The 24,670-nt window shown below is 75.1% G+C and carries 7 protein-coding genes; all 7 read left to right on the top strand.

Annotation, left to right across the window (positions count from 1 at the left end; genetic code table 11):
* Positions 1–151 precede the first annotated feature (151 nt).
* Positions 152–12,268, top strand: coding sequence for an SDR family NAD(P)-dependent oxidoreductase (locus tag ACZ518_RS33110; RefSeq protein WP_469116731.1), 12,117 nt, complete (start codon positions 152–154; stop codon positions 12,266–12,268).
* A gap of 90 nt (positions 12,269–12,358) precedes the next feature.
* Entirely contained in the window at positions 12,359–13,588 is a 1,230-nt protein-coding gene (locus tag ACZ518_RS33105) for a macrolide family glycosyltransferase (RefSeq protein WP_469116730.1), read from the top strand.
* Positions 13,585–15,162, top strand: a complete 1,578-nt coding sequence (locus tag ACZ518_RS33100) for an FAD-dependent monooxygenase (RefSeq protein ID WP_469116729.1) — start codon at positions 13,585–13,587, stop codon at positions 15,160–15,162. Before ACZ518_RS33105 ends, ACZ518_RS33100 begins: the two co-directional genes overlap by 4 nt.
* Positions 15,163–15,167: 5 nt before the next feature.
* Entirely contained in the window at positions 15,168–17,348 is a 2,181-nt protein-coding gene (gene pabB / locus ACZ518_RS33095) for an aminodeoxychorismate synthase component I (RefSeq protein ID WP_469116728.1), read from the top strand.
* The gene (locus ACZ518_RS33090) at positions 17,345–19,708 is read left to right on the top strand and encodes a glycoside hydrolase family 3 protein (RefSeq protein WP_469116727.1); all 2,364 of its coding nucleotides are present in this window, start codon (positions 17,345–17,347) and stop codon (positions 19,706–19,708) included. The genes pabB and ACZ518_RS33090 overlap by 4 nt, the downstream gene beginning before the upstream one ends.
* Positions 19,705–20,895: a 4-hydroxybenzoate 3-monooxygenase gene (locus ACZ518_RS33085; RefSeq protein WP_469116726.1), complete on the top strand. Its 1,191-nt coding sequence runs from the start codon at positions 19,705–19,707 to the stop codon at positions 20,893–20,895. The genes ACZ518_RS33090 and ACZ518_RS33085 overlap by 4 nt, the downstream gene beginning before the upstream one ends.
* Positions 20,896–20,964: 69 nt before the next feature.
* Positions 20,965–24,670: type I polyketide synthase (locus ACZ518_RS33080; protein ID WP_469116725.1), on the top strand; the 3,706-nt coding region annotated here is incomplete at its 3' end.

The following is a 24,670-nucleotide window of genomic DNA, read 5'->3' as shown; positions in this document are numbered from 1 at the left end:
GAAGTTGATCTCACTTGTCGGTTCGCATAGTATCGGCCGCCGAGCGGGGGATACAAAGAAATTCATAAAGCTTTCTCCCGCACAGTAAGAGCATTGGTCTGGATCAATGTGGTCGATCGGATGCGGGGGACATGCAATGGGGGAGCACGGTGTGCGGGACGGCCTTCTCAGGCCCATCTCGGAACTCCTCCGGGAGCACGCACGCGAGCGCGCCGCCCGGATCGCCTATTCCGACGGGACGCGCACCGTCACGTACGGGGAGCTCGCGACGACGACCGGCAGGCTCGCCGGTCACCTCGCCGCCCTCGGAGCCGGCCGCGGCCGGCGCGTCCTCGTCCACCTGGGAAACCGGGTCGAGACGGTCGAGAGCTGCCTCGCCGTCACCCGCGCCGCCCTCGTCGCCGTACCGGTCGGCCCCCGCACGGGCGACGCCGAACTGAAGCACGTCCTCGACGACTCGCAGGCCGCCCTCGTCATCACCGACGCGCACCACCTCGCCCAGTACCGCCGCCTGGACGCCGTGGGACACGACGTCCGCTTCGTCGTCGTCACCGCACCGGGCGAGACCCCCGACGCCGGCACCGACGCCACCGCCGTCCACGACTTCGCCCGGCTGTGCGCCACCGAACCGCCCGCGCCCGCCCCCGACGACCTCGGCCTCGACGAGACCGCCTGGATGCTCTACACCTCGGGCACCACCGGCACCCCCAAGGGAGTCCTGTCCACCCAGCGCGCCGGCCTGTGGTCCGTCGCGGCCGGATACCCGTCCGTCCTCGGCATGACCGAGGACGACCGGCTGCTGTGGCCGCTGCCGCTGCACCACAGCTTCGCGTTCAACCTCTGCGTCCTCGGCGTCACCGCCACCGGAGCCTCGGCGCGGATCATGGCCGACTTCACGCCGGCCGAGGTGCTCGCCGAACTGCGCGCGGCACCGTACACCCTGATGGCGGCCGTCCCGACGCTCTGCCACCACCTCCTGGACACCGCCGGCGAGGGCGAACCGGCCCTGACCGGACTGCGGGCGTTCCTGGTGGCCGGCGCGGTCACCGGCGCGGAACTCGGCGCACGCTTCGCCCAGGCCTTCGGGGTCCCCCTGATCGACAGCTACGGCAGCACCGAGACCACCGGCGTCATCACCTGCAACCCGCTCACCGGACCGCGCGTCCCCGGCTCCTGCGGCCGGCCCGTCCCGGGCCTGCGCCTGCGCATCGCCGACCCGGCCACCGGACTCGACGTACCCGCCGGCGACGAGGGCGAGATCCGGGTCGACAGCCCCAGCCTGATGCTCGGCTACCACCGCGCGCCCGAGGCGACCGAAGCGGCCTTCCACGAAGGCTGGTACCGCACCGGAGACCTCGGACGCCTCGACGCCGACGGCTTCCTGACCATCACCGGACGGCTGAAGGAACTCATCATCCGGGGCGGCGAGAACATCCACCCCGCCGAGATCGAGGACGTCATCCGCGCGGGCGAGGACATCGCCGACGCCGCCGTCGTGGCCCGCCCGCACAGCGGCCTCGGCGAGGTCCCGGTCGCCTACGTGGTGCCCAAGGAAGGCCGGGGCCTGTCGCCCGAGGACATCCTGACGCGCTGCCGGGAGCGGCTCGCCTACTACAAGGTGCCCGTCGCGCTCCACCGCACCGGGCACATCCCCCGGACCACCTCCGGCAAGATCGTCCGCCGGCTCGTCGGCAACGGCCCCGAACCCTCCCGGCTGCTCGCCGCCGGCACCACCCACCACGACCGGATCAGCCGCACCCTGCCCGAACCCGCGCCCCTGCCCGCCTCGCTCCCCGCCGACGACACCAGCGCACTGGCCGCCACCCCCGTACTGCTGCTCACCGGACCCGGCGAGGGGGACCGCGCCGAAACCCTGGCCGGCCACCTGACCGGCGCCCACCACTGCACCGACGTCACCCGCGCGACCTGCGACCCGGCCGACGCCGACGCGGTCGACCGGGCCCTCGCGGACTCCGGCGCCCACGCCGTGGTCCTGCTCGCCGACGAGACCCCCGGAGCGGTCTTCGACGCCGTCGCACAGCGCCTGCGCGCGCAGGGCCGTACCGCGGTCTCCCTGAGCGCCGCACCGGAGGTCACCGGGCGCGAGCTCGGGGAAGGCCTCGACGCCGCACTGATCGAGGGCGAACCCGCCGTCCGCGTCCACGCGTTCGGCCACGAGCCGGCCGCCCGCACCGGCGCCACGGCCACCGAGGACCCCGAGCTGACCCGCCGCCTGACCGCGGAACTGCGGGCACTGGGCGAGGCGGGCCGCGAACGGCGGCTGCTGCGCCTCGTCACCGACGCGATCGCCGAAGTCCGCGGCGAAGCCCCCGCCCCCACCGCGCCCGACCCCCGTGAGCAGTCCCGGCCGCTCGGCTTCGACTCCATGGCCTCGGTGCGCCTGTCGGCCCGGCTGGGCGCGGCCACCGGGCTGCGGATGCCGGCCTCGCTGGCCTTCGACCACCCGAGTCCCGTACTGCTGGCCCGGTTCCTGCACGGCGAACTGCTCGGCCCGGCGCCCGAGACCGGCGAGCGGGGCCCGGTGGCGGACGCCGCCGATCCGGTGGTCGTGGTGGGCGCGGCCTGCCGGTTCCCCGGCGGCGTGGGCTCGCCCGAAGAACTCTGGCGCCTGGTTGCCTCGGGCTCCGACGCGGTCGGCCCCTTCCCGCAGGACCGCGGCTGGGACCTGGACGGCCTCTTCGACGCCGACCCCGACGCACCCGGGACCACGTACACCCGCGAGGGCGGCTTCCTCGACGGGGCCGCCGACTTCGACGCCGGCTTCTTCGGGATCTCCCCGCGCGAGGCCCTCGCCATGGACCCCCAGCAGCGGCTGATGCTGGAGACCTCCTGGGAGCTGTTCGAACAGGCGGGCGTCGATCCGGACTCCCTGCGCGGCAGCCGCACCGGCGTCTTCGCCGGGCAGATGTACCACGACTACGCACCGAGGCTCGCCGGGGAGAGCGGCCTGGAGGGCTACCTGAGCACCGGCGGCGCGGGCAGCGTCCTGTCGGGGCGGCTGTCCTACTTCTACGGGTTCCAGGGCCCCGCGCTGACCGTGGACACGGCGTGCTCGTCCTCCCTCGTCGCCCTGCACCTCGCGGCGGAGTCCCTGCGCCGGGGCGAATGCGAACTGGCCCTGGCCGGCGGCGTCGCCCTCATGTCCACCCCGGCCTCCTTCGTCGACTTCAGCCGCCAGCGCGGACTGGCCGCCGACGGCCGCTGCAAGCCGTTCGCGGCCGCCGCGGACGGCACGGCCTGGTCCGAGGGCGTCGGCATGCTCCTCGTGGAGCGGCTCTCCGACGCCCGCCGCAACGGCCACCAGGTCCTCGCGGTCCTCAAGGGCTCCGCGGTCAACCAGGACGGGGCCTCCAACGGCCTCTCCGCCCCCAACGGGCCCTCCCAGCAGCGCGTCATCCGCCAGGCCCTGGCCAACGCCGGCCTGACCGCCGACCAGGTCGACGCGGTCGAGGCGCACGGCACGGGCACGACCCTCGGCGACCCCATCGAGGCCCAGGCCCTCCTGGCCACCTACGGTCAGGACCGGCCGGAGGACCGGCCGCTGTGGCTGGGCTCCGTCAAGTCGAACCTGGGCCACACCCAGGCCGCGGCGGGCATGGCGGGCGTCATCAAGATGATGATGGCGATGCGCCACGGCGTCCTGCCCCGCACCCTGCACGTGGACGCCCCCACCCCGCACGTGGACTGGACGGCCGGCCGCGTCGAGCTGCTCGGCGAGAACGTCGACTGGCCCCCGACCGGCCGCCCGCGCCGGGCCGCGGTGTCCTCGTTCGGCATCAGCGGCACCAACGCCCACGTCATCCTGGAGGAAGCACCGGCCGCCCCCGCCACGGAGGAACCGGCGCGGACGGCCCCGTTGCCCGTGTGGGTGGTGTCGGGGCGTGACGCGGAGGCGGTGCGGGCCCAGGCGGGCCGGCTGCTGGAGCGGGTGTCGGCTGATCCGGAGCTGGACCCGGTGGACGTGGCGTTCTCGCTGGTGACCTCGCGGGCCGCGCTGGGCAGCCGGGCGGCCGTGGTGGCGGGGGACCGTGGGGGCCTGCTGGCCGGGCTGGAGGCCCTGGCCGAGGGCCGCTCGGCGTCCGGCGCGATCGAGGGTGCGGTCTCCGGCGGGAAGTTCGCCTTCCTGTTCTCGGGTCAGGGTGCGCAGCGTGCGGGTATGGGCCGTGAGCTGTACTCGGCTCAGCCGGTGTTCGCGGCGGCCTTCGACGAGGTGTGCGCCCACTTCGACTTCCCGCTGAAGGAGATCGTCTTCGGCGAGGGGGAGCGGGTTCACCGTACGGAGTTCACCCAGCCGGCGCTGTTCGCGGTCGAGGTGGCTCTGTACCGGCTGGCGGAGTCGTTCGGTCTGCGTCCGGACTTCGTGGCGGGGCATTCGATCGGTGAGATCGCGGCCGCGCACGTCGCCGGTGTCTTCTCGCTGGCGGACGCGGCCCGTCTGGTGGCGGCCCGTGGCGCCCTGATGGGTGCCCTGCCGGAGGGCGGGGCGATGGTCTCCGTCCAGGCCGCCGAGCAGGAGGTCCGTGCACTGCTGACCGCCGGTGTCGACATCGCGGCGGTCAACGGCCCCTCGTCCGTGGTCATTTCGGGTGCCGAGGCAGCCGTCCTGGACGTGGCCGCGCAGCTGGCCGGGCAGGGTCGCAAGACCAAGCGCCTGACCGTCTCGCACGCTTTCCACTCGCCGCTGATGGAGCCGATGCTGGAGGCGTTCCGCGAGGTCGCGGAAGCCCTGGCCTACTCCGCACCCGCGATCCCGGTGGTCTCGACCCTCACCGGAACGCTCGCCACGGCGGAGGAACTGGCCTCGCCCGCCTACTGGGTGCGTCACGTCCGCGAGGCCGTCCGCTTCCACGACGCCATGCGCCACCTGGAAGCCGCCGGGGTGGACACGTACCTCGAACTCGGTCCCGACGCCGTCCTGACCGCCATGGGACAGGCCTGCCTCGACGAACCCGCCGCCCTCCTGCCCCTCCTGCGCCGCGACCGCTCCGAGACGTTCACGCTGATGTCCGCCCTCGCGGGAGCGTTCGTCCGCGGCGTCGAGCCCGAGTGGACGCGCGTCCTGTCCGGCCGCCGCGTCGACCTGCCGACCTACCCCTTCCAGCGGCAGCGCTACTGGCCCGCCACCCCCATGGCGACCGCCTCCGGTCACCGCGCCGACGCGGACGACCTGCTCTACCGGGTGACCTGGGAGCGGCTCGAAGACCCCTCCGACCCCTCCGCGACCGCCGCCCCCCTGGGCTCCTGGCTGGTCGTCACCGACGCCGACCGGCCGGCGGGGCACGCCGACGCCGTCCTCGCCGCGCTGGCCGACCGGGGCGCCGACGTCGTACCCCTGCCCCTGACCGCTGCCGAGCACGACCGGACCGTACTCGCCCGGCGGCTGGCCCTCGAAACCCCGGCGGACGGCCTCTCCGGCGTGCTGTCCCTCCTCGACCCCGACGGCGCCGGCGCGACGGCCGCCACCCTCGCCCTGCTCCAGGCCCTCGGTGACACCGGCCAGCCGGCGCCCCTGTGGGTCGCCACGCGCGGCGCGGTCTGCGTGGACGAGCAGGACGCCCCCGTGCGGCCCCGCCAGGCCCAGCTCTGGGGCCTGGGCCGGGTGGCCGCACTGGAGGCCCCCGCGGGCTGGGGCGGCCTGGTCGACCTGCCCGAACAGCTGGACGCCGACGCCCTGCGACGGCTCTGCGCCCTCCTCTCCGCAGGCGCGGACGAGGACGAGACCGCCCTGCGGCCCTCCGGCGCCTACGCCCGGCGGCTGGTGCGGACCGGCTGGTCGGCGCCCGCCCGGGACTGGTCGCCGCGCGGCACCGTCCTGGTCACCGGCGGCACCGGAGCCCTCGGCGGCCACGTCGCCCGCTGGCTCGCCGAGGCGGGCGCCGACCACCTCCTGCTGGTCAGCCGACGCGGCGCGGACGCCCCCGGCGCCGCGGAGCTCGTCGACGGGCTGTCCGCGCTGGGCGCCGAGGTCACCCTGGCGGCCTGCGACGTCTCCGACGAGGACGCCCTCGCCGCGCTGCTCGCGGCCGTTCCGGCCGAGCACCCGCTGACGGCCGTCGTGCACACCGCCGGCGTCCTCGACGACGGCGTGCTCAGCGCCCTCACCCCCGAGCAGCTCACCGGCGTACTGGCGGGGAAGACGGACGCCGCCCTCACCCTGCACCGGCTGACGCGCGACCTCGGCCTCGACGCGTTCGTCCTCTTCTCCTCGCTCGCCGGCGTCATCGGAGCGGCCGGCCAGGCGAACTACGCCGCGGCGAACGCCGCCCTGGACGCCCTCGCACAGCAGCGCCGCCGCGAAGGCCTGCCGGCCACCGCCGTCGCCTGGGGAGCCTGGGAAGGCGACGGCATGGCGGCGGCCGACGCCGTCGTCCGCGAGCGCATGCGCCGCACCGGCTTCCGCCCGATGAGCCCGCGGCGGGCCCTGCGGCTGCTGGACGGCGCGATCCGCCACGGCGAGACCGCCGTACTGGCCGCCGACATCGACTGGGACCGCTACGCGCAGGCCCACGGCCCGGCGGCCCGCCGTCCCGTACTGCGGGCGATCACCGGCGCGGCGGTGCCCGCGCAGCCGACCACCGGGTTCGCCGCCACGCTGGCCGGCCGGAGCCCGGACGAACAGCGCGCGGCCCTCGTCGGGCTGATCCGCGGACACGCCGCCGAACTGCTGATGCACCCGACGCCGGACGCCATCGCCCCCGAGCGGTCCTTCCGGCAGCTGGGCTTCGACTCGCTGGCCTCGGTGGAGCTGGGCAGCCGGCTCGGCACGGTCACCGGACTGCGCCTGCCCGCCTCCCTCGCGTTCGACTACCCCAGCCCGGTGGCACTGGCGGAGTTCCTGCGGGGCGAGCTGGTCGGCACGGAGGCCCGGGACGTCGTGGCGGGCCCGGTGGCGGACGCCGCCGACCCCGTGGTGGTCGTCGGGGTGGCCTGCCGCTTCCCCGGCGGGGTGTCCTCGGCCGACGAGCTGTGGACCCTGCTGGCGGACGGCGTCGACGCGGTGGGCCCGTTCCCGCAGGACCGCGGCTGGGACCTGGCGAGCCTGTTCGACGCGGACCCCGACGCGCCGGGGACCACGTACGCGACGGCGGGCGGCTTCCTGGAGGACGTGGGCGCCTTCGACGCCGGCTTCTTCGGGATCTCCCCGCGCGAGGCCCTCGCCATGGACCCCCAGCAGCGGCTGATGCTGGAGACCTCCTGGGAGCTGTTCGAGCAGGCGGGCGTCGACCCGGACTCCCTGCGCGGCAGCCGCACCGGCGTCTACATCGGATCCAACGGCCAGGACTACACCGCCCTCGTGGCGCGGTCCGCCGAGGACCTGGAGGGCTACCTCGGCACGGGTGGCGCCGGCAGCGTCGTCTCGGGCCGGATCGCGTACAGCTTCGGCTTCGAGGGACCCGCGCTGACGGTGGACACGGCGTGCTCGTCCTCCCTCGTCGCCCTGCACCTCGCGGCGGAGGCGCTGCGGCGCGGGGAGTGCGAGCTGGCGTTGGTCGGCGGTGTGACCGTCATGTCGACCCCCAACGCGTTCGTCGACTTCAGCCGCCAGCGCGGCCTGTCGCCGGACGGGCGCTGCCGGGCCTTCGCGGCGGCCGCGGACGGCACGGGCTGGTCCGAGGGCGCGGGCATGCTCCTCGTGGAGCGGCTGTCGGACGCCCGCCGCAAGGGCCACGAGGTCCTCGCGGTCCTCAAGGGCTCCGCGGTCAACCAGGACGGGGCCTCCAACGGCCTGTCCGCCCCCAACGGGCCCTCCCAGCAGCGCGTCATCCGTCAGGCCCTGGCCAACGCGGGCCTGACGGCCGGCCAGGTCGACGTGGTGGAGGCGCACGGCACGGGCACCCCGCTCGGGGACCCGATCGAGGCGCAGGCGCTGCTGGCCACGTACGGGCAGGACCGCCCGGCGGACCGCCCCCTGTGGCTGGGCTCCCTGAAGTCCAACCTGGGCCACACCCAGGCCGCGGCCGGCGTGGCCGGCGTGATCAAGATGGTGCTCGCGATGCGGCACGGCCTCGTGCCGAAGACGCTGCACGTGGACGCCCCGACCCCGCACGTGGACTGGACGGCGGGCGAGGTCCGGCTGCTGACCGAACCGCTGGCCTGGACCCCGGCGCGGGAACCGCGCCGCGCGGCCGTGTCCTCCTTCGGCATCAGCGGCACCAACGCCCACGTCATCCTGGAAGAAGCCCCGGCCGACCCCGCCCCCGCCCCCGCCGCCGGCCCTTCGGCGGACCGTTCTCCCGCCGCCGTGCCCTGGCTGCTGTCGGGCCGCGACGCGGACGCGGTCCGCGCGCAGGCCCGACAGCTGCTGGCCCGCGTGTCGGCCGACCCCGAGGCCGACCTCACGGCCGTGGGCCGGTCGCTGGCGGTGAGCCGCAAGGCCTTCGAGCACCGTGCCGCCGTGGTCGCACAGGACCGGACCGAGGCCCTGGCCGCCTTGGCCGCCGTGGCGGAGGAGGACACGGACGCGGCCACCCCGGGCCGGTCCGCGTTCCTCTTCACCGGTCAGGGTGCGCAGCGTGCGGGCATGGGGCGTGAGCTGTACGAGGCCCAGCCGGTGTTCGCGGCGGCCTTCGACGAGGTGTGCGCCCACTTCGACTTCCCGCTGAAGGAGATCGTCTTCGGCGAGGGGGAGCGGGTCCACCGCACCGAGTACACCCAGCCGGCCCTGTTCGCGGTCGAGGTGGCCCTGTACCGGCTGCTGGAGTCCTACGGCGTCCGCCCGGACTTCGTGGCCGGCCACTCGATCGGCGAGATCGCGGCGGTCCATGCGGCCGGGGTGCTGTCCCTGGCCGACGCGGCCCGTCTGGTGGCGGCCCGTGGCGCCCTGATGGGTGCCCTGCCGGAGGGCGGGGCGATGGTCTCCGTCCAGGCCGCCGAGCAGGAGGTCCGTGCACTGCTGACCGCCGGTGTCGACATCGCGGCGGTCAACGGCCCGCAGTCCGTGGTGGTCTCGGGCGCCGAGCAGGCCGTCCTGGACGTGGCCGCGCAGCTGGCCGGGCAGGGCCGCAAGACCAAGCGGCTGACCGTCTCGCACGCCTTCCACTCGCCGCTGATGGAGCCGATGCTGGAGGCGTTCCGCGAGGTCGCGGAAGCCCTGGCCTACTCCGCACCCGCGATCCCGGTGGTCTCGACCCTCACCGGGACGCTCGCCACGGCGGAGGAACTGACCTCGCCCGCCTACTGGGTGCGCCACGTCCGCGAGGCCGTCCGCTTCCACGACGCCGTCCGCCACCTCGAATCCGCCGGGGTGCGTACGTACCTCGAACTCGGCCCCGACGCCGTCCTGACCGCGATGGCCCAGCAGTGCGTCACCGAGGACGCCGCCGAAGCGTCGGGCTTCGTCCCCCTGATGCGCCGCCGCACGGACGCGCAGTACACCCTCGCCGCCGCCCTGGGCGCACTGTTCGCCCGGGGCACCGACCTGGACTGGGCGGCGTACTTCGGCCCCGGAACGCGGGCTCCCGGCGTGCCCGGCTACGCCTTCCGGCGGACGCGGTACTGGCCGCGCCCGCGCCCGGCCGGAGCGCACGGCGCCGACGCGCACCCGCTGCTCACGACCGTGCTCTCCCGCGCCGAGTCCGACGAGGTGGTGCTCTCCGGCCGCCTGTCGGCCCGTACGCACCCCTGGCTGGCCGACCACGTGGTCAACGGCACGGTCATCGTGCCCGGGACCGCCTTCGTGGAGATGGCCCTGCGCGCCGGCCACGAGGCCGGCTGCGACACCCTCGACGAGCTGACCGTCCTCTCCCCGCTGCGCCTGCCCGACGCCGCCGTGGTCGAGGTACAGACGCTCCTGGCCCCCGCCGACCCCGACGGGGACCCCGGGCACTGGACCGTGACCGTCCACGCGCGGCCGGCCGACGCCCCCGACGGGGCCTGGACCCGGCACGCGAGCGGGCTCCTCAGCGGCTCCACGCCGTCCTCCGGCCCGTCGGCCGGGCCGCTCGTGTGGCCGCCGGCCGACGCCGAACCGGTGGAGGCGGGCGACACGTACGTCCGCGCCGCCGACATGGGCTTCGACTACGGCCCGGCGTTCCAGGGGCTGAAGGCCGCCTGGCGCCGGGGCGACGAGATATTCGCCGAGGTCGCCCTGCCCGCGGCGGACTCCGACGACGCCGCACGGTTCGCCTTCCACCCCGCGCTCTTCGACGCCGCCCTGCACACCGGCTTCATCGAGTCGCCCGGCGGGTCCGACGACGCCGGACGGCTGCCGTTCACCTGGCAGGGACTGACCCTCCACCGGGCCGGCGCCGCCACCGTCCGGGTGCACCTCACCCGGACCGACGCCGACACCCTGTCGCTGGAGATCACCGACGGGCTCGGCGAACCCGTGGCCTCGGTCGCCTCGCTGACCCTGCGCCGGATGCGCCCGGAGGACCTCGCGGGCGACACCGCCGCCCTCCTGGAGACGCACTGGCAGCCGCTGGACCCCGGCCCGGCCCCCGCCGGACCCTGCGCGCTCCTCGCAGACGGCCGGGCCGCCGTCCCGGCCGTGCCGGCGTCCCTCGGCGGCGTACCGGTCACCGCGTACCCGGATCTGGAAGCGCTGGAGCGGGCGGCCGAGGCCCCCGCGACGGTCCTGCACCTGCTGGAGCCGTCCGAGCCGTCCGACCCGGACGACCCGGCCCGCCACGCCCGCGAGGCGTCCTGGCGGACCGCCCGCCTGCTGCGGCGGTGGACCGGTTCCCCGCTCGCGGAGACGGCCCGGCTCGTCCTGCTGGTCCCGCCGGGCGACCCGGCCGGCACCACGCAGGGAGCCGTCCGCGCGCTGCTGCGCACCGCGCAGGCGGAGCACCCCGGGAAGTTCCTGGTCGTCGAACTCGACGGGCAGCCGCAGTCCTGGAACGCGCTGCCGGGCGTCCTCGGCGCCGACGAGCGGGAGGCCGCCGTCCGCGACGGGCGGCTGTTCGCCCCCCGCCAGGTCCACAGGCCCGAAACCGCACCCGGCGCACCGGCACCCGGCGCACCGGCTCCCGCGTTCGCCGGGACCGTCCTGATCACCGGCGGCACCGGCGGCCTCGGCGCGGTGGTCGCCGAGCACCTCGTACGCCGGCACGGCGCCGACGACCTGCTGCTCCTCAGCCGCAGCGGCGCCGGTGACCCGCGCAACGAGGAACTCGCCTCGGCGCTGCGCGGACTCGGCGCCCGGGTGACGCTCGCCGCGTGCGACGTGGCCGACCGCGAGGCCCTGGCGGCCGTCCTGGCCGGCATCTCCCCGGACCGCCCCCTGAAGGCGGTCGTCCACGCGGCGGGCGTGGTCGACGACGGACTGCTCGGCACGCTGACGGAGGACCAGTTCGAACGGGTCATCCGGGTCAAGGCGGCCGGCGCCGTCGCGCTGCACGAACTGACCAAGGACTCCGCGCTCGACGCGTTCGTCCTGTTCTCCTCCGCGGCAGCCGTCATGGGCAGCCCCGGCCAGGCCAACTACGCCGCCGCCAACGGCTTCCTGGACGCCTTCGCCCACCACCGCCACTCCCTCGGACTGCCCGCGCAGTCCCTCCAGTGGGGCCCCTGGGCCGAGGAACGCGGCATGGCCGGCCGGCTCGGCCCCGAGGCCGTCGCCCGGATGGCGCGCCACGGCACCGTACCGCTGGCCAACGAGGAGGCGCTCGCCCTGTTCGACGCGGCGCTGGCGCTGCCCGGCGTACCCAACCTGGTCGCCGCCCGCCCCGCGGCCGCCCCGGCCCGGGCCGGGACCGCCCGGCCGGCGGCCAGGCCGGCCGGCGCCGAGCGCGGCGCGTTCGCCCGCCGGCTCGCCGGAGCCGACACTGACACCCGCCGCAGGCTCCTCGTCGACCTGGTGCGCGCCCAGACCGGTTCGGTCCTCGGCCACGGCACGTCCGCCCACGTACCGGCGGAACGCTCCTTCCGGGAACTGGGACTGGATTCGCTGGCCGCCATCGAACTGCGCAACCGGCTCGGCGCGGAGACCGGCCTGCGGCTCTCCCCGACGCTGGTCTTCGACCACCCCAGCCCGCTGGCGCTGGCCGAGTTCCTGGACCGGGAGCTGGCCCCCGCCCCCGCCCGGGACCAGCCGGACCCGGCCGTGGTCCGCCGGCTCGACGACCTCGCGGCCGGCCTGCGCACCGCCGCACCCGGCCCGGCCACCGCCCGCTACCTGGAAGACCGGCTGCGCGCCCTGCTCGCCGAGGTCGGGGGGCCGGTGCGGCCGCCGGCCGCGACCGACGTGGACGACGTCACCGACGAGGAGCTGTTCGACATCTTGAACGGAGAGATCGGCATCTGAGCCGGTCCCCGGCAGCGTCACGGCCGGCCCGGCAGCGCGCACCGCGCACCCCCGCCCCCTTCGTCCCCCACCGCACACCCTGAGGAACAGATGGCACACATCGCATTTTTCAGCGTGGCCGCCCACGGGCACGTGTCGCCCACCCTGGGCATCGTCGCCGAGCTGGTCTCGCGCGGTCACCGGGTCACCTACTTCACCACCCGGGCCTTCGAGGAGCAGCTCACCCGGCTCGGCGCGCAGGTGTGCCGCTACGACGTCGCCACCTCGCCCGGACAGTCGCCGCGCGCCTTCGCCGAGAACGACCTGAGCGCCCTGCCCCTGTTCTTCCTGCACGGCAGCGCGGACCGGATCGCCCTGGCGGAGTCCTTCGTCGGCACCGACCGTCCCGACGTCGTCGTGTACGACAACACGGTGCCGTTCGCCGGGCGCGCCCTGGCCCGCAGGTGGGGGGCGCGCGCCGTGCAGTTCTTCCCCTCCCTCGCCTCCAGCCGCTCCTACGCGCTGATGGACGCCATGCTGGCCCGCACCGGCCGCTCCGCCTCCCACGAGGCCAACGGCGCGGAGTTCGACGCCCGCCTCGCCGAGTTCCTCCGTGAGGCCGGCCTGGACGGGGTCCGGGCCGAGGAGTTCATGGACTTCGAGGAGGAACTCAACCTGGCCTTCCTGCCCAGGGAGTTCCAGCCCGAGGCGCACACGTTCGGGGAGCACTACCGCTTCGTCGGGCCCAGCCTGGGCGGCCGCGAGGCCGAGGGCACCTGGCGCCGCGAGGACCCGGACCGCCCGATGGTCTTCGTCTCGCTCGGCACGGTCTTCAACCGGGCCACCTCCTTCTACCGCACCTGTGTGGAGGCGTTCGCCGGCAGCGGCCTGCACCTGGTGCTGTCCATCGGGCAGCAGGCCGACCCGGCGGACCTCGGCACCCTGCCGCCGCACTGCGAGGTGCACCGCAGCGTGCCCCAGCTGTCCGTCCTCGGCCAGGCCGCCGCGTTCGTCACGCACGGCGGCATGGGCAGCACGATGGAGGCCCTGTCCTTCGGCACGCCGATGGTCGTCGTCCCGCAGATGGTCGAGCAGGAGATCATCGCCGACCGCGTCGTCGAGCTGGGCCTGGGCCTGCGCCTCGACCCGGCCGAGGCCACCGCGGAACGCCTGCGGGCGGCCGTGGAAACCGTGAGCGCCGATACCGGCACCGCCGACGCCGCGGCCCGCTTCCGGAAGCTGAGCCGCGACGCGGGCGGCGCCGCCGCCGCGGCCGGGGCGATCGAAGCACACCTGGCGGGCACGGGCACCGCCGCGCAGACGAAGGCGGCCGCGATATGACCGGGCAGAGCGTCCTCATCGTGGGAGCGGGAGCCGTCGGCACCCTGCTGGCCTGCGACCTCCTCCAGCAGTCGGTGCCGGTGCGGATCGTCGACGCCAAGCCCCCGCAGGAGGAGTACGACCCGCACTCCCGCGCCGTGATGATCTGGCCCCGCGTGCTGGAACTCCTGGAGAAGACCGGCATCGCCGACGAGCTCGTCTCCCGCGGGTTCCGGGCCGACGACGTCAGCTTCTTCTCCCGCGGACGCCGGCTGGGCACCGTACCGATGACGAAGCTGGGCGCCGCCCGCCCCTACGGCCTGGGCATCATCCAGAGCGAGCTGGAGGTGCTGCTGCGCCGCCGCCTCGCCGAACTCGGCGGCACCATCGAGTACGGGACCGAACTGACCGCGATCGACACCTCCGGCCCGCTCCCCACCGCCACGCTCCGGCACGCCGACGGCCGGACCGAACAGGCCGTGGCCGACTGGCTGATCGGCGCGGACGGCGCGGGCAGCGTCACCCGCCGGCTCCTCGGCATCCCCTACCCCGGCGTGCCCTTCCCGCTGGGCATCGCGCTCGGGGACTTCCCCGTCACCGGGCCGCGCGTGTCCACCGTCGAGTACCACTACGCCGACAGCGGGCTGCTGCCGCTGGTCCACCTGCCCGACGGCGTCTGCCGGCTCGCCACCATCGTCGCCCCGGGTGAAACCGACTGGTCGGACCGCCCGCTGGCGGACTGGCAGCGGATGGTCGACGAGCGCACCAGCCTGCCGTACCGGCTCGGCGAACCCCTGTGGACCCGCACCTACCACCCGCGTCCGGGTGTCGCCGAACGGTTCCGCGAGGGCCGGGTCGTGCTGGTCGGCGACGCCGCCCACTCGGTGGTCCCGCTCGGCGGACAGGGCCTCAACCTCGGCCTCCAGGACGCCTTCAACCTCGGCTGGAAGCTCGCCGGCGTCGTCCGCGGCGTCTGGGACGAGCGGATCGTCGACACGTACGACACCGAACGCCGCCAGGCCGTCGAGCAGGTCCGTACGGTCATCCGCACCGAGATGGAACTGTCCGGCGCCCCCACCCCACGCGAGCGCCGCCTGCGGGACCTGAAGGTGGCCGCGGCGCACCGCACCGGCCTCCTGCGGCACGTGGCGGCGCCCCTGATGAGCCAGGTCGGCCTCGGCTACGCGGCCACGGACGAACCGCTGTGGCGCTCGACCCTGCACCGCAGGGCCCGCCCCGGAGACCGGCTGCCGTTCTTCCACCGGACCCGGCAGCACGCCGGGGCCCCCGTACTCGACCAGCGGGACCACATCGCGCTGCTCTGGCCCGGCCGCCGGCCGGCCGCCGACTGGCAGACCGTGGCGGAGGGCGCCCGCCGCGTCCTCGCGGACCGCGTCCCCGTCCACGACCTCGCACGGCTGTCGCCGTCCGGGCGCACCGCGATCGGCCCGCTGTTCGGCAGGCAGCCGCTGATCGCCCTGGTCCGTCCCGACGGCCACCTGGCCCACCTCGCCGCCGCACACCGGCCGGCCGAGTCCCTGGGCCACCTGGACCGGCTGGTGTCCCGGCCGCTGACCCCCTCGCGAAGCAGGTGAGCCCCATGCGGACCCTCCTCATCGACAACCACGACTCGTACACCTACAACCTCTTCCAGCTGCTGGCCGAAGTGAACGGTCAGGAGCCCGTCGTCATCGCCAACGACGCGGTCGCCGTCGCCGACCTGGACCTCGACGGCTTCGACAACATCGTGATCTCGCCCGGGCCCGGCCACCCGGCCCGCTCCCGTGACTTCGGCGTCTCCCGCGACGTCCTGGTCAAGGCGAGCGTCCCGGTGCTCGGCGTCTGCCTCGGGCACCAGGGACTCGCCGTGTGGGCGGGCGGCGAGGTCGTGCCCGCCCCCGTGCCGGTGCACGGCGAGGTCGCCCGGGTGCGGCACGACGGGGACGAGCTCTTCGCGGGCATCCCCGAGGAGTTCGGCGCCGTGCGCTACCACTCCCTGTGCGTGGCGCAGCCGCTGCCCTCCGACCTGGAGGCCACCGCCTGGTCCGAGGACGGCGTCGTCATGGCGCTGCGCCACCGGCTGATGCCGCGCTGGGGCGTGCAGTTCCACCCGGAGTCCATCGAGACCGAGTACGGCCGCCGGATGCTGGCCAACTTCCGGGACCTGACGCTGGCCGACCGCGCCGAGCGCACGGGCGTCCGGCCCACCGCCCCCGCCCCCACCGCCCCCACCGCCCCCGCCGACGCCGCCCCCGCCCGTACCGGTGCCGCGCCCGTGCCGCGGGTCCGGCCCGCCGCCGGCGCCGGGGACCGCACGCACTACGCGCTGCACGTGGCCGAGCTGGACACCGCGGTGGACACCGAGAGCGCGTTCGCCTCGCTCTTCGCCGGATCCCGGCACGCCTTCTGGCTCGACAGCGCCCGCGTGGAGCCCGGCCTGTCCCGGTTCTCCTTCCTGGGCGACGCCCGCGGCCCGCTCGCCGAGACCGTCCGCTACCGGGTCGACGAGGGCGTCGTCGAGGTCGACTCCGCCACGCCGGCCGGCCACCGGGAGTCCGTCTTCGACTACCTCCAGCGGGAACTCGCCCGCCGGGTCATCGACGCCCCGCCGCTGCCCTTCGACTTCACCGGAGGCTACGTCGGCTACTTCGGCTACGAACTGAAGGGCGACTGCGGATCCCCGAACCGGTACTCCGCCCCGACCCCCGACGCCGTCTGGATCTTCGCGGACCGGTTCCTCGCCGTCGACCACCAGGAGGGCCGCACCTACCTCCTCGCCCTCAGCACCGACCCGGCCACCGCCGACGGCGCCACCCGCTGGCTCGCCGACACCGCCGCGGCCCTTGCCCGGCAGGAGCCCGCGGCGGCCCCGGCCGCCGCGCCCGCCGACGGCCCCGGCACGTCCGTGGAGCCCAGCCTCGCCCGGGACCGCGACGCCTACGTCCAGGACGTCCTGCGCAGCCAGGAGTACCTGACCGCGGGCGAGAGCTACGAGATCTGCCTGACCAACGTCGCCGAGCTCCCCGCGGCCGACGACGGCTTCACCGCCTACCGCCGGCTGCGCCGGGCCAACCCCGCACCGTACGCCGCCTACCTGCGGCTCGACGGCACCGAGGTGGCCTGCTCCTCCCCGGAACGCTTCCTCAAGATCACCGCCGACCGGGTCGCCGAGGCCAAGCCGATCAAGGGCACGGCCCCGCGCGGCGCCACCCCCGCCGAGGACGAGCGCTCCCGCCGCGAGCTGGTCGCCAGCGCCAAGACCCGCGCCGAGAACCTGATGATCGTCGACCTGATGCGCAACGACCTCGGACGCGTCTGCGAGGTCGGCTCGGTCCACGTCCCCGTCCTCATGGCCGCCGAGAGCTACGCCACCGTCCACCAGCTCGTCTCCACCATCCGCGGCACCCTCAAGGACGGCAACGACGCACTCGACTGCGTCCGCGCCTGCTTCCCCGGCGGCTCGATGACCGGCGCGCCCAAGCAGCGCACCCTGGAGATCATCGAGTCCCTGGAGGGCCGGGCCCGCGGCATCTACTCCGGCGCCATCGGCTACCTCTCCTGCAACGGAACCACCGACCTCAACATCGTCATCCGGACCATGGTCCTCACCGACGGGCGCTGGCGGATCGGTGCCGGCGGCGCCATCGTGCTCGGCTCCGACCCCCACGACGAGTACGACGAAATGCTCCTCAAGGCCAACGCCCCCGCCCGCGCGCTGCTCCCGGCCCGTCCGGACACCATCCAGCCCGCCCCCGAACGAACCGGAAGTGACCAGCGATGACCCCGCAGACCCCCGTCGACGTGACCGCGCTCGTCCAGGCCATGACCCTCGACGAGAAGCTCTCGTTCGTCCACGGCTCCGACGACCCCGAGTCCCTCGGCCAGTCCGGCTACATCCCCGGCGTCCCCCGCCTCGGCATCCCGGAACTGCGCATGACCGACGGCCCGGCCGGCGTCCGCATGAAGCGCAAGACCACCACCGCGCTGCCCGCCCCCATCGCGCTGTCCTGCACCTTCGACGACGAACTGGCCGCCCGCTACGGCGAGTACCTCGGCCACGAGGCCCGCGCCAAGCGCCAGGACGTCCTGATCGGCCCGATGATCAACGTGCTGCGCCAGCCCTTCGGCGGACGCAACTTCGAGCTGTACGGCGAGGACCCGCTGCTGGTCACCGCCATCGGCACCGCGGTGATCAACGGCATCCAGTCCCAGGGCGTCATCGCCATGCCGAAGCACTTCGCGGCGAACAACCAGGAAGAGAACCGGATGGCCGTCGACACCCGCGTCGACGAACGGACCCTCCGCGAGATCGAGTTCCCCGCCTTCGAGGCCGCCGTCCAGGCCGGCGCCGGCGCGCTCATGGGCGCCACCAACGGCGTCAACGGCCACCCCAGCTGCCAGAACGAGACCCTGCTGAACACCGTCCTGCGCGAGGAATGGGGCTTCGAGGGCTGGGTGATGTCCGACTGGGACGCCGTCCACGACACCGTCGCCATCGAGCGCGGCCTCGACCAGGAGATGCCCGACGGCGCCCACCTCGGCGAGCCGCTGCGCGAGGCCATCGCCGACGGCCGCATCGACGAGGCCGTCCTGGACCGCGCCGTCGCCCGCATCGTCGGCCAGATGGCCCGCTTCGGCCTCCTCGACACCGGCACCCCCCGCCCCGAGACCGCCCGCGACCCCGAGCGCGGCCGGGCCCTGGCCCTGGAAGTGGCCACCGCCGGCTCGGTGCTCCTGCACAACCCCCGCAACGTCCTGCCGCTCTCCGCCGACAAGCTCACCGAGCCGGGCCCCGCCGCGCACGGCCTCGCCGTCATCGGACGGTCCGCCACCGTCCCCAAGACCGCCGGCGTCGGCAGCGCCCTCGTCGTCCCGGAGCACGCCGCCACCCCGCTGGAGGTCCTGCGCACCCGTCTCGGCGACGACGCCGTCGAGTTCCGCATCGGCGAGGACCCGGCCGGCCGCCCCATCCCCGAGTCGGCGCTCGTCCCCGCCTTCCGCGAGGGCGAGGTCCCGGCCGGCCCCTCCACCGAGCCCGACTACTTCTACGAAGGCGAACTGACCATCGAGACGGAGGGCCGCTACCGCATCGCCGTCACCGCGCTCGGCGGCTACGCGGCCATCGACCTCGAAGGCCACCCCCGCGTCTTCGCCGGCAGCTCCTTCGGCGACACCGCCGGCCTCACCGTCGACCTCCTCCCCGGCACCTACAAGCTGGTCCTCTCCGCCCTGCCGATGCCCAACAACCCCGTCCACCTCACCCTCGGCTGGGTCACCCCGCAGCAGGCACAGGCCGACATCGAGGAGGCCGTCGAGGCCGCCCGCGGCGCACGGGCCGCGATCGTCTTCGCCTACGACGAGCTCGCCGAGCTCATCGACCGCCCCGCGCTCGCCCTGCCCGGCCTCCAGGACACCCTGATCTCCGCCGTCGCCAAGGCCAACCCCAACACCGTGGTCGTCCTCAACACCGGCTCCTCCCCGACGATGCCCTGGCTGGACGACGTCGCCGGCGTCCTGGACATCTGGTACCCCGGCGAGATGGGCGCCGAGGCCACCGACGCCCTCCTGTTCGGCGACGCCAACCCCAGCGGCAAGCTCACCCAGAGCTTCCCCGTGGACGCCGACCACACCTCGGTCGCCGGAGACCCCCTGCGCTACCCCGGCGTCGACGGCCGCGTCGAGTACCAGGAAGGCATCTTCGTCGGCTACCGCTGGCACGACGAGCACGCGGTCGCCCCCCTGTTCCCCTTCGGCCACGGCCTCAGCTACACCACCTTCGGCTACGAGGACCTCCGCCTCACCGCCCGGGGCCGCGAACTGAAGGTCTCCTGCACCCTGCGCAACACCGGCGAGCGGGCCGGCCGCGAAACCGTCCAGGTCTACCTCGGCAGCAGCCCCGACGTCACCGCCCCCCAGGCCCCCAAGGCCCTCGCCGGCTACGCCACCGCCCACCTGGAGCCCGGAGCGTCCACCGTCGTGGAGATCGTCCTCGACGCCCGCCGCTTCGAGTACTGGAACGCCGGCACCGGCGCCTGGACCGTCGCCGCCGGCCCGCGCACCGTCTCCGTGGGCCGCTCCTCCGCGGACCTCCCCCTCACCGCCACCGTCCACGTCGACCCGGCCGGAACGGTGAGCCCGTGACCCCGGCCCCCCTGCGGATCCACACCCCGGTCTGCGTCATCGGCGCCGGCCCCGCCGGCCTGCTGCTGGCGCGGCTCCTCGAACTGAACGGCATCGACTGCGTCGTCCTCGAACGCCGCGGCCGCGACCACGTGGAACGCCGCGTCCGGGCCGGCCTCCTGGAACAGGGCACCGTCGAAGCCCTGCGCCGGGCCGGCGCCGCCGGACGCCTCGACCGGGAGGGCCTGGTCCACGAAGGCTTCGAACTGCGCCTCGAAGGGGACGTCTACCGCCTGCCCTTCACCAAGCTCACCGGCCAGTCCGTGTGGATGTACGGACAGCAGGAGGTCGTCAAGGACCTCATCGCCGCCCGCACCGCCACCGGCGGAGCACTCCACTTCGACGTCGACGACGTCCGGGTCGACCGGCTCGCCGGCGACGGCGCGACCGTCACCTGCACCCTCGACGGCCGCCCCGCCGAGATCACCTGCGACTTCGTCGCGGGCTGCGACGGCTTCCACGGAGTCAGCCGCACCGCCGTGCCCGCCGCCTCCCTCACCACCAGCACCCACACCTACCCCTACGCCTGGCTCGGCGTCCTCGCCGCCGCCCCGCCCATGTCCCCCGAACTCGTCTACGCCACCGGCGAGCGCGGCTTCGCCCTCCAGAGCATGCGGTCGAGCACCGTCAGCCGCCTCTACCTCCAGGTCCCGCCCGGCGAGAGCGCCGGCACCCGCTCCGACGAGGAGATCTGGGCCGAGCTCGACCTGCGCCTCGCGGGCGGCAGCGGAGCCCTGCCCACCGGCCCCGTGCTGGAACGCACCCTCGTCCCGCTGCGCAGCTTCATCTGCGAACCCATGCAGCACGGACGGCTCTTCCTCCTTGGCGACGCGGCCCACATCGTCCCGCCCAGCGCCGCGAAGGGACTGAACCTGGCCGTCGCCGACGCCGAACTCCTCGCCGGAGCCCTCGCCGTCTGGTACGGCACCGGACGGCGCGACGCCCTCGACGCGTACTCGGCCACCGCCCTGCGCCGGGCCTGGCTCGGCCAGGAGTTCTCCCGGTGGATGACCGACCTGCTGCACACCGGCCCGGGCGGCACACCCTTCGACCGGGGCCTGCGCCGGGCGCGCTTCGAACACCTGACCGGCTCCACTGCCGCGGCGACCGACTTCGCCGAGCAGTACGTGGGGCAGTCGCGACGCTGACGGCCACCCCGCCCGGTCCGCCGCCGGGGGCAGCCTCTTCGACCTGATCAACGGGAGTTTCGGTACGTCATGACAAACGAAGAAAAGATGCTCGACCACCTCCGGTGGATGACGGCCGAACTCCACCAGACCCGGGAGCGGCTGCGGTCCGCCGAAGAGCCCGAACCGATCGCGATCGTGTCGATGAGCTGCCGCTACCCCGGCGGCGTCAGCTCCCCCGAGGAACTGTGGCAGCTCGTCGCCGAGGGCCGCGACGCCGTGGCCGGCTTCCCGGCCGACCGCGGCTGGGACCTCGACGCCGTCTACCACCCCGACCCCGACCACCAGGGCACCAGCTACGTCCGCGACGGCGGCTTCCTCACCGGCGCCGCCGACTTCGACGCCGGCTTCTTCGGGATCTCCCCGCGCGAGGCCCTCGCCATGGACCCCCAGCAGCGGCTCCTCCTGGAAACCGCCTGGGAGGCCTTCGAACGCGCCGGCCTCGACCCCACCTCCCTGCGCGGCAGCCGCACCGGCGTCTTCGCCGGCGTCATGCACCACGACTACGCCACCGGCCCCCGCGACCTGCCCGAAGGCGTCGAGGTGTACCTCGGCAGCGGCAACGCCGCCAGCGTCGCCTCCGGCCGGCTCTCCTACGTCCTCGGCCTGGAAGGCCCCGCCGTCACCATCGACACGGCCTGCTCCTCCTCCCTCGTCGCCCTCCACCTGGCCGCCCAGGCACTGCGCCAGGGCGAATGCACGATGGCCCTCGCCGGCGGGGTCACCGTCATGGCCAACCCCGACCTCTTCGTCGACTTCAGCCAGCAGCGCGGCCTGGCCCCCGACGGCCGCTGCAAGCCCTTCGCCGCCGCCGCCGACGGCACCGGCTGGGGCGAGGGCGCCGGCCTCCTCCTGCTGGAACGGCTCTCCGACGCCCGCCGCCACGGCCACCCCGTCCTCGCCGTCATCCGCGGCTCCGCCGTCAACCAGGACGGCGCCAGCAGCGGCCTCACCGTCCCCAACGGCCCCTCCCAGCAGCGCGTCATCCGCCAGGCCCTGGAACAGGCCCGCCTCACCGCGCGCGACGTCGACGCTGTGGAAGCCCACGGCACCGGCACCACCCTCGGCGACCCCATCGAGGCCCAGGCCCTGCTCGCCACCTACGGCCAGGACCGCACCCCCGACGACCGGCCGCTGCTGCTCGGCTCCGTCAAGTCCAACCTCGGCCACACCCAGGCCGCCGCCGGCGTCGCAGGCGTCATCAAGATGGTCGAGGCGATGCGCCACGGCGTCCTCCCCAAGACCCTCCACGTCGACGAGCCCACCCCGCACGTCGACTGGAGCGCCGGAGCGGTCTCCCTGCTCACCGAGAACACCGACTGGCCGCGGACCGGAGCACCCCGCCGCGCCGCGGTGTCCTCCTTCGGCATCAGCGGCACCAACGCCCACCTGATCCTCGAACAGCCCGAGCCGACCACCCCCGACGCGGAGCCGGAGGCCACCCCGGCCCCGCTCCCCCCGGTCGTCGCCTGGCCCCTCTCGGCGCGCAGCCCCGAAGCGCTGCGCGCCCAGGCCCGCCGCCTGCTGGACCACACCACCACCGGCCCCACCGCCGACACCCCCCCGACCCACACCGGCCACACCCTCGCCACCGCCCGCGCCGCCCTCGGCCACCGCGCCGTGGTCCTCGGCGCCACCGCCGACGAGCTCCGCGCCGGCCTGCGGGCCCTGTCCGACGGCGCGCCCGCCGAGAACCTGGTCCACGGCACCGCCCGCCCCGACCCCCGCACCGCGTTCCTGTTCACCGGCCAGGGCTCACAACGCCCCGGCATGGGACGGGAGCTGCACGCCGCGTACCCCGTCTTCGCCGAAGCCTTCGACCAGGCCTGCGCCCACCTCGACCGCTACTTCGACACCCCCGTACGCGACGTCGTCTTCGACGGCTCCCCGCTGCTCGACCGCACCGAGTACACCCAGGCCGGCCTCTTCGCCCTCGAAGTGGCCCTCTTCCGCCTCGCCGAGAGCCACGGCCTGCGCCCCGACTTCCTCCTCGGCCACTCGGTGGGCGAACTCGTCGCCGCACACGTGTCGGGCATGCTCCCGCTCTCCGACGCGGCCGCCCTCGTCGCCGCCCGCGGCCGGCTCATGCAGTCGCTGCCCGAGGGCGGCGCCATGGTCGCCGTGGAAGCGGCCGAGGAAGAGGTCCGCGCGCTCCTCACCCCCGGCGCCGACATCGCCGCCGTCAACGGACCGGAGTCCGTGGTCATCTCCGGCACCGAGACCGCCGTACTGGACGCCGCCGCGCACCTCGCCGCCGCCGGCCACCGCACCAAGCGGCTCAAGGTCAGCCACGCCTTCCACTCCCTGCTGATGGAACCGATGCTCGACCGGTTCCGCGGCGTCGTCGCCCGACTGGCCTTCCGCCCGCCCGCCATCCCCGTCGTCTCCAACGTGACCGGCCGCGTCGCCACCGCCGAGGAGCTCGGCTCCCCCGAGTACTGGGTGCGCCACGTCCGCCAGACGGTGCGCTTCCACGACGGCGTCCGCACCCTCGCGGACCACGGCGTCACCACCTTCGTGGAACTCGGCCCCGACGGAGTCCTCACCGCCATGGGGCAGAACTGCCTCGACGAGGACGCCGGCATCCGCTGGAGCACCGCCCTGCGCCGCGACCAGCCCGAGCCGGCCGCCTTCACCAGGGCCGTCGCCGAGGCCCACACCCAGGGCGTCGCCGTGGACTGGGACGCCCTGTTCCCCGGCGCCCGGCGGGTCGACCTGCCCACCTACGCCTTCCAGCGCGAGCGGTACTGGCTGCAGGGCGGGAGCGGGGCCGGCGACGTCACCTCCGCGGGCCTGGACGCGGCCGGGCACCCCCTGCTCGGCGCGATGGTGACGGTCGCCGCCTCCGACGACCTCCTGTTCACCGGCCGCCTGTCACTGTCCGCGCAGCCCTGGCTGGCCGACCACGCGGTGGCCGGCACGGTCCTGCTGCCCGGCACCGCCTTCGTGGAGCTCGCCGTCCGGGCCGGCGACCAGGTCGGCTGCGGCCTGCTGGAGGAACTGACGCTGGAGGCCCCGCTGGTGCTGCCCGAGCGGGGCGGCGTCCAGGTCCAGCTCGCCGTGGGCCCCGCCGACCCGGACGGCCGGCGCACGGTCACCGCGTACGCCCGCCACGACGAGGGCACCTGGACCCGGCACGCCGAGGGCGTCCTCGCCCCGGCCGCCCCCACCGCCACCGACCCCCGCCCCGGCGAGACCTGGCCCCCCGCCGGAGCCGAAGCCGTCGACCTGGACCCCTTCTACACCCGCCTGGCCGACTCCGGATTCGCCTACGGGCCCGCGTTCCAGGGGCTGCGGGCGGCCTGGCGGCTCGGCGACGAGGTGTACGCCGAGGTCGGCCTCGACCGCGACCAGCAGGAGGCCGCCGGCCGCTTCGGCCTCCACCCCGCCCTCCTCGACGCCGCCCTCCAGGCGGCCGGCGTGGGCAGCCTGCTCCCCGACAGCGGCGAGGCCCGGCTGCCCTTCGCCTGGCGTGACGTCGCCCTGCACGCCACCGGCGCCCGCACCCTGCGCGTCCGGCTGACCCCGGCCGGCGAGGACGCGGTCGCACTGACCGCCACCGACGAAGCCAGCCTCCCGGTGGTCACCATCGCCTCCCTCACCCTGCGGCCGATGACCCCGGGCGGGCTCACCCGGACCGCCGACAGCCTGTTCGCGCTGGAGTGGGTGGCGGCTCCGGTGGCCGGGTCCCTGTCCGCGGGCGTGGTGTGCGAGGTGGACACCTCCGCCGGTGTGC

Source organism: Streptomyces sp. NPDC033966 (assembly GCF_055575955.1).
The sequence above is the reverse complement of the archived record's forward strand: the minus strand, read 5'-3'. Positions and strand labels throughout refer to the sequence as shown.

What these genes read in the sequence shown, in the direction of transcription:
- ACZ518_RS33105 (WP_469116730.1), top strand. Translation starts at nt 12,359, where the DNA reads ATGGCACACATCGCATTTTTCAGCGTGGCCGCCCACGGGCACGTGTCG.
- ACZ518_RS33100 (WP_469116729.1), top strand. Translation starts at nt 13,585, where the DNA reads ATGACCGGGCAGAGCGTCCTCATCGTGGGAGCGGGAGCCGTCGGCACC.
- pabB (WP_469116728.1), top strand. Translation starts at nt 15,168, where the DNA reads ATGCGGACCCTCCTCATCGACAACCACGACTCGTACACCTACAACCTC.
- ACZ518_RS33090 (WP_469116727.1), top strand. Translation starts at nt 17,345, where the DNA reads ATGACCCCGCAGACCCCCGTCGACGTGACCGCGCTCGTCCAGGCCATG.